General features: G+C 40.6%; 12 protein-coding genes and 1 pseudogene. 9 read left to right on the plus strand and 4 right to left on the minus strand.

The features are described 5' to 3' along the window. Positions 1 to 130: 130 nt before the first annotated feature. From AB4140_RS10420 to AB4140_RS10455, 8 genes are all read left to right on the plus strand, one after another. Positions 131 to 742 (plus strand): histidine phosphatase family protein, encoded by a 612-nt coding sequence (locus tag AB4140_RS10420; RefSeq protein WP_198589282.1) that lies wholly within the window; start codon positions 131 to 133, stop codon positions 740 to 742. Positions 743 to 945: 203 nt separating this feature from the next. Then, positions 946 to 1,380 (plus strand): acyl-CoA thioesterase, encoded by a 435-nt coding sequence (locus AB4140_RS10425; protein ID WP_102438169.1) that lies wholly within the window; start codon positions 946 to 948, stop codon positions 1,378 to 1,380. Positions 1,381 to 1,668: 288 nt separating this feature from the next. Continuing rightward, positions 1,669 to 2,331 carry a response regulator transcription factor gene (locus AB4140_RS10430; RefSeq protein WP_076537614.1) on the plus strand — a complete coding sequence of 221 codons (663 nt, stop codon included), beginning with the start codon at positions 1,669 to 1,671 and terminating at the stop codon, positions 2,329 to 2,331. Continuing rightward, the gene (locus tag AB4140_RS10435) at positions 2,301 to 2,942 is read left to right on the plus strand and encodes a DUF938 domain-containing protein (RefSeq protein WP_102438171.1); all 642 of its coding nucleotides are present in this window, start codon (positions 2,301 to 2,303) and stop codon (positions 2,940 to 2,942) included. Before AB4140_RS10430 ends, AB4140_RS10435 begins: the two co-directional genes overlap by 31 nt. 189 nt (positions 2,943 to 3,131) lie before the next feature. Further along, positions 3,132 to 3,977, plus strand: a complete 846-nt coding sequence (locus AB4140_RS10440) for a D-hexose-6-phosphate mutarotase (protein WP_102438173.1) — start codon at positions 3,132 to 3,134, stop codon at positions 3,975 to 3,977. A 205-nt stretch (positions 3,978 to 4,182) separates the two neighbouring features. After that, complete coding sequence (locus AB4140_RS10445; RefSeq protein ID WP_372000870.1) at positions 4,183 to 7,431, plus strand: YdbH domain-containing protein; 3,249 nt, start codon at positions 4,183 to 4,185, stop codon at positions 7,429 to 7,431. Positions 7,432 to 7,458: 27 nt separating this feature from the next. Next, complete coding sequence (locus AB4140_RS10450; RefSeq protein ID WP_241901002.1) at positions 7,459 to 7,641, plus strand: YnbE family lipoprotein; 183 nt, start codon at positions 7,459 to 7,461, stop codon at positions 7,639 to 7,641. 17 nt (positions 7,642 to 7,658) lie between these two features. Then, a complete protein-coding gene (locus AB4140_RS10455; RefSeq protein ID WP_102476248.1) occupies positions 7,659 to 7,991 on the plus strand; it encodes a YdbL family protein in 333 nt (110 codons plus the stop codon). Positions 7,992 to 8,147: 156 nt separating this feature from the next. Here the strand turns inward: AB4140_RS10455 and AB4140_RS10460 are convergent, their stop codons facing one another. From AB4140_RS10460 to AB4140_RS10470, 3 genes are all read right to left on the minus strand, one after another. Next, a complete protein-coding gene (locus tag AB4140_RS10460) occupies positions 8,148 to 8,555 on the minus strand; it encodes a hypothetical protein (protein WP_102438181.1) in 408 nt (135 codons plus the stop codon). Positions 8,556 to 8,568: 13 nt separating this feature from the next. Next, on the minus strand, positions 8,569 to 9,207 hold the full coding sequence (locus tag AB4140_RS10465) for a GNAT family N-acetyltransferase (RefSeq protein ID WP_102438183.1): 639 nt from the start codon (positions 9,205 to 9,207) through the stop codon (positions 8,569 to 8,571). A gap of 224 nt (positions 9,208 to 9,431) precedes the next feature. Further along, positions 9,432 to 11,327, minus strand: a complete 1,896-nt coding sequence (locus tag AB4140_RS10470; RefSeq protein WP_372000872.1) for a choice-of-anchor I family protein — start codon at positions 11,325 to 11,327, stop codon at positions 9,432 to 9,434. Between the two features lie 264 nt (positions 11,328 to 11,591). On the opposite strand from AB4140_RS10470, the gene AB4140_RS10475 reads away from it, so the two are divergent. Next, entirely contained in the window at positions 11,592 to 12,803 is a 1,212-nt protein-coding gene (locus tag AB4140_RS10475) for a multidrug effflux MFS transporter (protein WP_102438187.1), read from the plus strand. Positions 12,804 to 12,856: 53 nt separating this feature from the next. Here AB4140_RS10475 and AB4140_RS10480 read toward each other — a convergent pair. Then, positions 12,857 to 13,461: pseudogene (locus tag AB4140_RS10480) on the minus strand (LysE family translocator). Positions 13,462 to 13,598: the final 137 nt, after the last annotated feature.

Raw genomic sequence — 13,598 nt, forward strand, 5'->3', positions numbered from 1 at the left:
AAGTTAAGTGACTCATGTTATTTGACTAATGTAAGGTGACTCATGTTACTTGACTAAGGTTAAGTGACTAATATTAAGCGACTCTCGTTAATTACTTAATCAACAACTCCCCCCGAAAAGCGATAATAAAATGATGAGCTACCCTTCAGTAAAAATTATATTTCAGTTAAGCATCATATCGATAATTTTCATTGGATTAAGTTCGCCAATTCTCGCCACAGCCAATGAAAAAAACGCCGCAGTAAATAGCCATAATACTCCTGCTATGTCTAACGCTAGCGCATCAACGTCCCATAAAACCAGCACCATTTTTTTGGTTCGCCATGGTGAAAAACAAACTGGTGAAGATCCACAATTAACAGAACAAGGTAAAAATCGCGCCCTTGCTTTAGCGAATACCTTATCAGCAATTAAGCTTGATGCCGTTTATAGCACTCAATACCAGCGCACAGAGCAAACAGCGCTGCCAACAGCTAACTCACAATACCTCAAAATCAGTTACTATAATCCCAGAGAGTTAGCTGAATTTGCCAGCCAATTACAGCTTAATAGTGGCGCTAAGGTATTAGTGGTTGGACACAGCAATACCACCCCTAAACTGGTGAATTTACTGGGCGGCGAACCCGGCACTGAGATTAATGAAAAATCTGAATTTGACCGTTTATATATAGTAACGATATTTGCCCCAAGCAGTTCAGAAAAACCAGCAGCGCAGGTTAGTACCACATTGCTAAAGTATTAGCCTACTAAAGACCTGTGTTATTGGCCTTGTTGATTTAACCTAAAACAAGTTAGAGGCTCATGAAACTTGTGCATATTATTAATTAAACTTTGCTAATCTAAGGCTACTACTCCCTCGCACAGCTACCCTTTATTCCCGCTTAAACGTATAATCGCGCCACCTTGGCGAAGCCGCCACATAAAAGCATAATATTAGGTCGTTATATGCCCTCCACTAGTCAAACAGAAATCACATCACAGCTTAGTTTTCATGAAGATGTCGCTAAGCGAATCGAACAATCAGAGTCGCGAGTGATTAAAGCAATTTTCCCTTCCAATACCAACCATCACAACACCCTTTTTGGTGGCGATGCATTGGCGTGGATGGATGAAACCGCCTTTATTGCGGCCACCCGTTTTTGCCGTAAGTCTTTAGTTACTGTTAGTTCTGATCGCATTGATTTTAAAAAAGCGATACCGGCAGGTAGCTTAGCTGAGTTAATTGCCCGCGTTATCCACGTCGGTAACACATCAATTAAAGTTGAAGTGAATATATTCCTTGAAGATATGTATCAAGACAAGCGTGAGCATGCCATACGCGGGGTATTTACATTCGTCGCCGTTGATGAGCAGCGCGCTCCAACTCAAGTGTGGCCATAAACTCAAATTGCTATAAAAAACTGCCCATCATAAATCGTGATTGACCCTATTCAATGGCGAGTTGCTTATCAAAAAGCAGGTTTAAGTAACGGAATGACTCTTTCGCTCCGTTACTTTCTGTTTTTACGTACAATCATGCCTTTAACCCATAAGCTTATTAGACAAAAGTCTAAAATAATGAGTTAAATTGTTCGTTTGCCGCTTTGTATTTGATAAACCCTAGAATTTTATCTTACTTATCTGTTACATTAAATCTTCTTCACGTGCAAACAAGACTATTAAAAAGCCATGAAGCTACATAACTTAAATATAATTATTGCCGATGACCATCCATTATTTCGAAATGCATTAAGACAAGCGTTAAGTAATGCCTTTCAAGGTACCAATTGGTTTGAAGCAGACAGTGCTGAAGCGCTGCAACATATACTTGATGATAAAGCCAGTGAGCTTGACCTCATTTTACTTGATCTTCAAATGCCGGGATCCCATGGGTACTCTACGCTAATACATTTACGTGGCCATTACCCTGACATTCCTGTGGTGGTGATTTCAGCTCACGAAGATATCCAAACCATCAGTCGTGCTATTCATTACGGTAGCTCAGGCTTTATTCCTAAGTCGGCATCTATGGATACCCTTAAAGAAGCCCTTGATGGCGTTCTTCAAGGAGATATTTGGCTGCCTAAAGGAACTGAAGTACTCCCCGTTTCTGATGATCCTTCAAGCCAAATGGCCAGTAAGCTTTCAGACTTAACCCCGCAGCAATATCGGGTATTGCAAATGTTTGCAGAAGGCTTACTCAATAAGCAAATCGCCTATGACTTTGGTGTATCTGAAGCAACAATTAAGGCCCATGCCACAGCAATATTTCGTAAACTCGGGGTGAGAAACCGCACCCAAGCAGTTATCGCATTGCAGCAATTAGAAATGGAAAAGGTCGACCTATCTTAAGCGAACTCTCTCAACTGCCGTTTTCCCAAGCTTGTGAAAATAATAAAAAACCGATTTTAACTGAGTTAAAGTCGGTTTTTTCAAGTTCAACACAAGTATTAGAAATCGGCAGTGGTACTGGTCAGCATTGTGTTTATTTTGCTAAACATTTACCTCACTTAATCTGGCAAGCTAGCGATCAAAGTGATTACTTAGCCCAGCTTAATAGCCGCATCCACATTGAAGGTCCTGAAAACCTACTAGCCGCAATCGAACTTGATGTCACCAAGGCTTGGCCAAGTGCACAAATTGCGACAAACATTGATGGTTTATTTAGCGCCAATACTCTTCACATTATGAGCGAATCTATGGTAGTCGCCTTTTTTGAAGGCTTAGGGCAATATCTTAATTTACATGCTAATGTCGCAATTTATGGGCCGTTTAATTATCAAGGTCAATTTAGTAGCGACAGTAATGCGCAATTTGATATGTGGCTTAAGCAAAATAACCCTCAAAGCGGTATTAGAGATATAGAGTGGATAACATCACTTGCAAGCGATCAAGGCCTAAGCTTACAAGCCGACACCTCAATGCCGGCCAATAATCGCTTATTACATTTCAGCCGCAGCTAAATTAAAGGATTATATTAAAGCGCATCACTTAATACTTAATCTCGGCAACATTAGCATTATTGCTTATCGCTTTTGCCGAACACTAAAACCATAAAATCAAAGCCCAAATAGCTTAAGTTATGTCGCAAAACTTTGTAAGCTAGAGCTTAGTTATTTCTCTAACGATATCTACAACAAGGAACACGCATTATGGGTTCGGTTACCACTAAAAAACACCCAAACGGTTTGGAATTTGTCGAAGTTAATACCCCACTTTGTCAGGCACGTATATTTCATCAAGGGGCTCAAATAGATTTTTTCCAGCCCAAAGATAAAGCGCCTTTGTTATGGGTCTCTGATGCTGATGATTATCAGCCGGGTAACGGTATTCGCGGCGGCATTCCAATATGTTGGCCATGGTTTGGTGCCAGTGACATTGAAGGTTTCCCGCAGCATGGTTTTGCCCGCACCAGTTTATGGTCTTTAGCATCCGTTAAAATGCGCAATCAAATTGTTGATTTAGTGTTTACCTTGAAAGTTTCAGCCGAGCAGCAACAGTATTGGCCACATGATACTGAGGTAAGTGTATTATTTTCACTGTCTGAAACGTTAACTGTCAGCATAGTGAATAAAAACAATGCTGATTACCCAATTAACTTTACCCAAGCATTGCACAGTTATTTTCCTATTGAGGATATTCATCAACTTAAAGCCTCAGGCTTTAAAGATTCCAAATACATAGAATTTGCCAAAGGCCCTTTTGCCCAAGAGTCTGACGACGTGTTATTTGACCGTGAAACTGACCGAGTTTATACAGGTTTAGCACAAACCCAGGTACTGCATACTGCAGCTGGTGATATTGAAGTCAGCCGTGAAAACAGCCAGTCTGCGGTGTTATGGAATCCGTGGATTGATAAGTCCCAGCGTTTATCTCGCTTTAATGATAATGACTATCTCACTATGGTTTGCCTTGAAGCGGCTAACGTATTAGAAGATGAAGTTCACTTGCAAGCAGGTGAAAGTCATACCCTCACAACCCACATTCGCTGGCGATAAGCATAATTTGCATCAGTTATTTCCCTGTTAATAGCACAGCTTAACCTGCTGTTGTTAACAGGGTGATATCAGCGAGTAAACTGCTGTGATAAACTAGCTTACAATCAATATCTTAAAAGACTACTCAGCCCAAATGACAGTTCGCCTTTTTACTGTTAAACGATTCTTTATCCTATGCTTTTTTACCATTGCATTAGGCTTGCTTGTGCTGCAACAAAATTTTCGCCCTATCGCCTTAAAAGTACTTAACACCCTCACCTCGGCTTATGATATTCAGGTTAAAGATCTCGCGGTTAGCTTTGATACTGTTAATAAACTCAATTTTAAATTTATCTCCCTTGAGTATGAAGATAGTGTAATTAGCTTACACAATGCCGAGCTAAGATTAGTCGATGGCTATGGCGCATTAAAAAACATGGCTCTGACAATACAAGATTTTGAGGCTGTTACAGTAGAAAGAATTGATGTTAACTTAGGTTATTCATTTCTTAAGCGCCGTTTTGTGGGTAAAGATAACCAAGCAACAACTGACGCTGATGTCGGCCTGAGTATCAATCATTTGCCGTTCATTGAGCTGGCTAAGATAAATATTTACTGGGCTGATGATAAAGACTTAACTCAGCCGTTAATCGAGGCGCATAATTTAAGCCTTGCTGCCAGTGGTCAAAATCAAAACATAGCAGTTAATCAAACAAGTCGTAAAAAAAGCGCTGCTACATCTTTTGCTACTTCAACTTCAACTTCAACTTCAACAATACTGACAGGTAAGCTGTTGCTTATGCAGCAAGAGTTTATTGATATTGCGCTAAGCCTAAATCCACGTGAGTGGCAGCTTAATTCCGATGTCGATATCAATAAAGTGCTCCAAAGCCTGCAATTGCTGGAACAGTCAGTGACTCAGAGAATAACGGCCACCACGAATACAGATGAACAGCAGGGATTACAACTATTATCCCAAGCTTTAGCCCCTGTAATAACGCCTATTTCAGCGGCAAATTATCAATTTAATGGCAACTGGTTAGGGCAAACACGATTAGATTTACCAAGTGGGTCAATCAGCAGTCATCACGAAATTAGCAATATTGAAATCGCGCCAACTGCTGACAATAACGTTAATAGTACTATTAGCTTTAAACCTGAAATGCCCATCAGCCTCGAGGTTAATTATCAGCCACAAGATACACATAATGCTAATCAGCGGGTATCAATTTCTTTAGCGCCGTTTTCGTGGCAGCAATCCACCAGCCCAAAGGCGCTTATAAAACTCAGCGGTTACTTAAATGATATTCAAGGTAATCGTGCAGATAGCGTTGCCAACGTAAATCAAAAAGTCGAAGATCGCCAAAATCTCGAAAAAAACCAAAGTGAGAACAATATACAGTCATTACTGACTCAAGTTGCTAAGCTTAGCGCCGAGACAAATACAGGATTACCTAAGGGTGACGCCACTATTGACTGGTCTTTGGCGTTTAACTCACCGACTTACATGGATATCACACTGGCTAACGATAGCCCAAACTCAAATAGCCATTATGATTTACATATAGCTTCATTCAATGCACAAATAGCCCATCCACTGCTTACTACTCAGCTCATTTTTACTGATAACAGCGCCGCTATTGCTAATGAAAACTACCAAGTAAAAAGCGCAATAAATGTTGATATCAACCAAGTTAAACCAATTGATTTAAGTCACTTAGATAATGTCGACAGTACTTTAATTATTGATGGCGCAAGCTTAACAGGCCAATTAGCTGTTGAGCATCAGCTAAGTCAAAATCACCCCACAACCAAAGTTAGCCTCAAACAAAACGCTCAATTACAGCTTAGTGATTTAAGCTTAATATCTGCCAACAAACTTATCGCCTTTGAGGGACTTAACTGGCAACAACAAGGGGCTAGCGAGCTTAGTTCAACCATTGACGGCAGCCAAATAAAGCTCAATGACTTCTCATTCGGATTTGATAAGTTTCATCTTCAAGATCTAAGCACGGCAACTGATACGATTAACGCCAAAGAATCGCTTGAAATATATTTAGGCCAATTTGCTGTTGATGCTAAACAAGCAATTGAGTTATTTATGCCAGCGACGTTACCCGTGGATGAATTAACCTCAAAGCTCTTACCTTCAAGTATGAACCAGCCTAAGAATCTAGCTAGTAACAATTCAACTAATGACATCAAAAGCCAACCAAGCTTACTTACGTCATTATTAAATCAGCGCAATAGCAGTGATTTAATCTGGCAATTAAACGATATCCGCATCGATAAATTGATCCCGACTAAATCAAAACTGCGCCGCTATCCACTACTGCGATTAGACAGCTTAACCCTTGAACAAAACCTGCAGTTACACAGCCAGCTGCTCACAGGTAAAGAGCTTTGGCAACTTGATGAGCTAGCACTATCGAGTTACCACCTACTGCAACTACCTAAAAATAATAACCCTTTATCATTAGCCGGTCAGTGGCACACTGACTCTGATTTAGCCCCTCTGCTTGGAGTGTTAGCGCAAACTCAAATGCTGCCGAGTGATTTATCCATTGCAGGCCATAATAAATTGGATGCTGGTTTTGCCCTTGTTGAAAGCCAAGGGGTATCCTTATTTGAAATGAAATTTACTCAGTCACTCTCTGATGTTGAGGCGCAGTACAACGAAATGTTTTTTGATAATGGCAGTATCAATGCCCAATGCCAATTTAACTGGCAACAAGCCCATAGCTCACAATTATTAACAAAAACCTACAGCCAAAGTCGATTATTGTGTCAACAAACTGAGCTAAACATTGCTAACGCCTATGTCGGCATAAACTTAGATGAACTCAATCTCAAAGCCGATATTTCATTAGGTAAAAATGAGCAAATACCTGCCAAAAACTGGTTACAAGAAATCACAGGTTTAAGTGATACAGACGTCAACTTAACAGCACGGGGCAATTTACTGGATGGCGAGTTTTTAATACCTGAGTTTTTTTTAAAATTACACGATAAGTCAGAAGGCTATTTGATGCTTAACGGCATTAGTTTACAAACCTTACTGGCAGCACAGCCTCAAGTAGGCGTATATGCCGATGGGATCTTTGACGGAGTCTTACCCGCGACTTTAGTTGATGGAAAAATTAATATTGCCGGAGGCCATTTAGCCGCCCGAGCCCCTGGCGGCTTAATCAAAGTCTCTAATAACCCAGCACTTGAGCAAGTGAAAGCAAGCCAACCTCATTTAGAGATAGTGGCGCAAGCATTAGAACACTTGCAGTATTCCGAGCTAATAAGCACACTTGATATGCAACAAAATGGCGATGCCCAATTAGCCGTTCAAGTAAAAGGACAAAGCAAAGATATTGAACGACCTATTCATTTGAACTACTCTCATGAAGAGAACCTATTTCAATTATACAAAAGCACGCAGATTGGTAACCAACTGCAAAATGATATTGAACGTTCCGTGAAGTAAAAGGACACCTTTGTGAACACTCAGTCGATTTACCGAATATTTCTTATTGCCGCATCAGTACTGCTGATAGGCGCCTGTACCCCAACCGTTAAAATTGAGCCACCAGATAAGCCTATTGTCATTAATCTTAATGTAAAAATTGAGCATGAAATCATTATAAAAATCGATAAAGAGCTCGATATTCTTTTAGAAGATGATGAGCTGTTTTAATCAATAAGGAGGCAATAATGAACACAAAAATCATGGCTTTAGTTTTAACGTTACTTCTAGGGTTAACACTGAGTTCAAATGTAGCTGCGTTGACATTGCAACAAGCTAAAGACCAAGGATTAGTTGGTGAGCAAACTAATGGTTATCTTGGTTTGGTGGTCAATGATAACGACGCAAAAACATTAATAACTGAGGTAAATAGTAAGCGAAAGCTACATTATCAAAAAATTGCCAAAAAGAATAAATTATCCACTGAAGATGTCGCTGCAAGAGCCGCGCAAAAAGCCATTGCCGCAGCCAGAAAAAGTCATTTTATCCAAACAGCTAAAGGGAAATGGACTCAAAAATAAATGACTAAATACCGATTTCAGTCGATCGATTATGGCTTGGAGCTTGGTATGAGAATTAACTGCATGAGGGATAATTGCATTATATGTACTAGCTCAGACTTTAACAAAACTAACGCGCCTTGGTTTAAAATACCTTGGCGCGCCGCAAACTTAAAATTACATAGTCACCATTGCCCAGTAATCGAGACGCGCCTTAGGGTCTAACACCGCTTTTTTACACACTTCTTTGTATTTATTCATTAACGGACCTAAGCCGCTTTGGCCTTGTAAACTGGCAAGCTGCTGGTTTTTCGCTTCTGTGACCGCTTTAGCCGCCTTTTCGGCACTTAAGTAGCCCGCGGCTAATTTTTCAGCTTCAACTGCTGATGTTTTCAATCTTTCACCAACCGGTTTCATCTGCGGCGCATTCATACCCATAATCATGCTAGAGCTAATTTGATAATATGCGGCACATTGGACTAATTCATTAGTAAATGCGGCTTCAGCTTTATCTTGCGCCTGTACGCTTAAGCTAGTGGCAACTAACGTGATCGCAGCGGCGAACTGATATCCTTTTTTAAACATACTGTATCCTTTCTTAGTAATTAATTTCTGAGTGCGCAATGCTATTGCTAAATTGTTGTTGGTAATGAGCTAAACGATGCTTTAAATGCTGCTTAACCGTTGGCCATTCTGAATCAATAATGGAGTAAACAACTGTGTCTCTGACTGTGCCATCTTTCAAAAGTTTATGGTTTCTTAACACCCCATCTTGCTTAGCCCCAAGACGCGTAATTGCCTGCCTTGATGCTTGATTGTGCCAATGGGTGCGAAATTCCACCGCCATGACATCCAAGGTTGAAAACGCATAATCGAGTAATAACAATTTGGTTTCGGTGTTAACACCGGTGCGCTGGGCACGTTTTGCATACCAAGTGTAGCCAATTTCTAAGCGACGATTAGGTTGATCCCATTGGCAGATACGGGTGCTACCGATCACCTCACCTGAGGTTTTGTCCCGCACGGCAAAAGCCAATGCTTCGCCAAGTTGTTCTTGGGCTATGGCTTTTTCAACATAAGCTTTCATATCATTGGCATGGGGAACCGAGGTATACCAAAGCTCCCATAAGTTGCCATCAGCAGCTGCAAGACTTAGCGCTGGCACATGCTCGAGTGTTAACGGCTCTAAAATGACATGTTCACCCATTAAAAAAGTATGACTGTCTGCGTATGCCATTGAGTACTCCTAGATAAATAATTAACTTGATCAAACAATGACAGAATACATGATCTAGATCAGAATAAAATCACCTTTTTGCTATTAAAAACAACAATAATGTCTTGTCTCATACGAACCAAAAAACCAAAAAGACCAATATCAATTGATATTGGTCTTTGGAGTAAGTGTTCTGAGTCAAGATTGCTGCTCGAGTGTAACGATGGATTTAGCTTATTTTTGTGCTAATTAAAACTTATTTGATAAACACTGGTGCTGCCGCTTACTTCATTGCCAATAATTAATAATGGCAAACCTGTAGGGCTATCCTCAGCTAGAATAAATTTCATCCCTTCTGGGCCTAAATCACCCACAAGCTCAGGTTGCCCACTCATGGTTTCGCCGTCTATTTCAAAGTCGATATCAAAATCACGGTTCACCACATAGTCAATAAAACTGACGTCAAAAGGATTAGTAATATCGTAAATCATTATCCCAGATGTACGCTCTAAGCCGATGAAAGCATAATTTTTATCACCGATTCTACCTATCGCTAGCGCTTCAGGCTCAGGACCTTTATCATCACTGCGACTATCGCCTTTGCTTTCTTCATTATGATTGTTGAAGTTTTCACCTAGCACTGCTGCGGTAATCCTCTCAAAGTCATTACCACTATCAAAGACTAATTGACCAGCATGACTCCAGATAGAAAATGAGCGGCCACCATAAGATACAATTTTATCAAAATCGCCGTCATTATCATCATCACCCATGCTAGTGGTAACCTTTAATCGGCCTAATTGAGTTTTATCTTGGGCGGCTAATATTTGCGGGTGGCTTGAGTCTAAAATCAAATCATCGGCGCGGGCTTCTTCAGAAAAACCATCATAATCACGAGCATCACCTTCATTGGCTGTGACAATAAAGTCTTGTCCATGCCATTGATAACTGGCGATAGTGTCAGGCTGATACATCCCATAGACACCAGCATAATTAACGATATTAATGGCATCATCTTTGTCGCTGGCATCAAGCTCATTACCTGCTTTACCGTAATCTTTAAGGCCTAAAGCATTAATGGCTTCGACGGTATTATTCTCTAAGTTAATCACTGCGATAGCATTGTTTTCTTGTAAGCTGACATAAGCAAACTGATTATCTTTGGACACTGCAATATACTCAGGCTCAAGATCCTGTGAAACTGAAGCGTTTGGTCCATTAATCTTAATCATATTACTAAGCTCATTATGGCGAGCTTCACCTAGATTAAATTCATTAAAATCAATCAAAGTAGCAGTATCTGCTGGCAGACCATCGGTAATCTCTATCAACGCAATAGTACCTTCTGGATCAACGCTATAATCAGAGTTTGGCTCACCTTCATTTGCTATAACCAGTTTGGCACCATCATGGGTAAAAACCACATTATCCGGTAATGCCCCTACTTCTACGGCCTTAATAAATTCAGGCTCTGCAGTGGCTGATAATTGATAAAATGCAACGATACCCTTGCCTTGGGTCGCATTGCCGGCACTATCAGCTCTCTCAACGGCGGCGGCTAATAAGTCGCCATAAATACTGACACTGTTGACGCTGCCTAAATCATTAATTTCAGCATCTTCAGCAACGTTTACACTTAAGGTTTTAGTGAGGTTGTTTAATGTTATCGCCGTTATGTCATCTGAATTAACCCTTGCTAACGAAGATAAGTCAAGGACATCTAACATGCCACTTTGTGCATTAACTACATATACGCTGTTGCTAACCTGATGAAAGTCAACAATTTCTGCTGCGCTTTGGCCATAAATTCCTGATTCATAACGACCGATTAGCCCTAACTGCAATTGACCTTGAGCTTCAGCACATAGTATTTGAGTTTGGCCAGTAAGCACTTCATCTGTGTCTAAAACACCATTTATGTTTACATCAATCCCCGTGTCGATCTGTTGACCACCAAATGGACACTGGCTATTGCCAGCAGTTAATTCAGTGATTGAGATTAACGAGCTTAAACCATTCGTACCATCAACACCTTGAACGCCATTAAGACCATCATCACCATTACAGCCTGCTAGCAGCATCATTGACATTACTGTGGTTAACGGCAAAAGTGTGGTTAACGGAAAAATTTTCGTTTTCATGCTTTAGTCTCTATTAAGTAATTGTTGCAAAGTTGGGCGCTAAGCTACTCAAGTTCGATGACACTAAAACGACAACAATGTTACTTTAATGTTAAGCCTCAACAGTCTGATTTAGTAAAGATTAAAATACACTTAATTCCTGATATTTTTCGATGCTGATCACCTTTTTCATGGTAAAATTTTGCCAGAATTTCGTACTCTCTTTCCTATAAAATTCTTCGATGTGATCCTATTTTATGTCTATCCAATGAGGTTTTTGTCAGCATGTCTTCTAACTCTCCTTCTGTGACCTCGGCGCAGAACTCCCCAAACCTTGCCATGCTTATTCCGATGCTGGCTGCGATTGTGGCCATCACCCCATTAGCCATCGATATGTATTTACCAGCAATGTCTGCCATTGCTGACAGCTATTCAACCCATGTCACCACAGTGCAGCAATCGTTAAGTATTTACCTTGCGGGCTACGCGCTAGGGATGCTCACTTTTGGCCCGCTTGCTGATCGCTTTGGCCGTAGGCCCTTGGTCATTTTTGGCTTAAGTGGGTTTACCTTAATCAGTTTCTTTATTTCTATCACCGCTAATATTGAGTTATTTTTAGCGCTGCGTTTTTCCCAAGCATTTATTGGCGCAGCTGCCACGGTTGTGGTACCTGGTTATATTAAGGAAGTTTATGGTGACAATACTGCCAAAGGAATGTCTTACGTCAGCTTAATAATGATGTTAGCGCCGTTACTTGCGCCCAGTGTAGGCAGTTTAATTTTAGAAGTGGGTGAATGGCCGTTAATCTTTTTAAGCCAAAGTTGTTATGCTATATTTTTGCTTTTGTTGGTTATTTTTAAATTAAAAATGCCCAGCGACAAAGCAAAAGATGCCCGCAGTAATAAATCCTTTTTAAACGCCTATAAAACCGTGCTGAGCCGCCAAGGTGTGAAACTCAATATTAGTTGCGGAGTACTGACTTCCTTTGCGTTTTTCTGTTATTTAACAGCTTCGCCTTTCATTTATATGGAAGTCTTTGATTTAGATAAAACCTTATTTTCAATATTATTCAGTACTAATGTCGGCGCTCTGATGTTGGCGAACATTTTAAACTCTCGAATTGTCGGGCGTTTTGGCTCAAACAGAATGCTGTTTGCTGCAACCGTGTTTGCCACCTTAGCAGCCGCAGGTTTGTTGCTGGTGAATCTTTTAGGCTTGAGTTACCACTTTACTGTCGCCATGCTGATCCCATTAATGGGCTGTTTAGGAGTGATGTCTGTTAATGCCGATGCCATTGTGTTGATGAAATTTAAACAAGAAACCGGTACTGCAACGGCTGTAATTGGCACTCTGAGATTTGGCTTTGGCTCATTAGCTGGCCCTTTATTGGCTTTCTTTTATACTGGCACCGCGGTGCCATTTTCGGCGATGATGTTGTTATCAGTAATGCTGGTAATGGGTTGTTTATTGTTTCAACGTACCCAGCCAAGAAACTAATCATCTAGCGGCTTGAACTTGTAATAAAACGGCTCATAAAGAGCCGTTTAAATTCACACTAACACCATAGGTAATGTGCTTAGTAACATCGCCGCCATCAACCAATTAAAATTTCGCTGACGAATAGGTGTGTTTAACTTCTGACTGATAGAAGAGCCTATCAGTACCCAAAGCAATGACATTGGTAGCCCCACAATATTGAATACCAGCACCCCACCAATTGCCGTTGTCCAATATAAGTCACCACTAATAGTAAATGCGCTTAATAAGCTAATTGAAGCCATCCATGTTTTAGGGTTTATCCATTGAAAAAAGGCGGCTTCAACTAAGGTTATCGGCTTAGCCCTTTCGCTGGCTTGATTGCGTCCATGTTGCGTGGCTATTTTGACCGCGAGATAGATCAAGTAGCCAATGGATGCATATTTTAACATCTGATGCAGTAGCGGCCATGACTCAAATAAAGACCCTAACCCCAATAACATAGCCACATGCAAACTGGTTTGGCCTAAACGGATCCAATCATATGCGGTACGGTTTGTTTAACACCAAAATTAGCTCCAGAGTTAGCCAATAGCACATTATTAGGCCCTGGCGTACCCGTCATGGTAGCGCAAAATAGTGCGGCCGATAGCATCAACATGACAACAGATGGGTCCATACATTTCCTATTTAAACATTTTTAATCAAATCACCTTAAACTCAGCAAATACCTGTCCGAAAAACAACACGATACAAGCAAGCGTAATATACTCGGTTTAATTCAAGTTTCTGCAGTTTTCACGCTTTTTAATTAAT

It is taken from the genome of Shewanella sp. 10N.286.51.B2, from assembly GCF_041469265.1.
GTDB lineage: Bacteria > Pseudomonadota > Gammaproteobacteria > Enterobacterales > Shewanellaceae > Shewanella.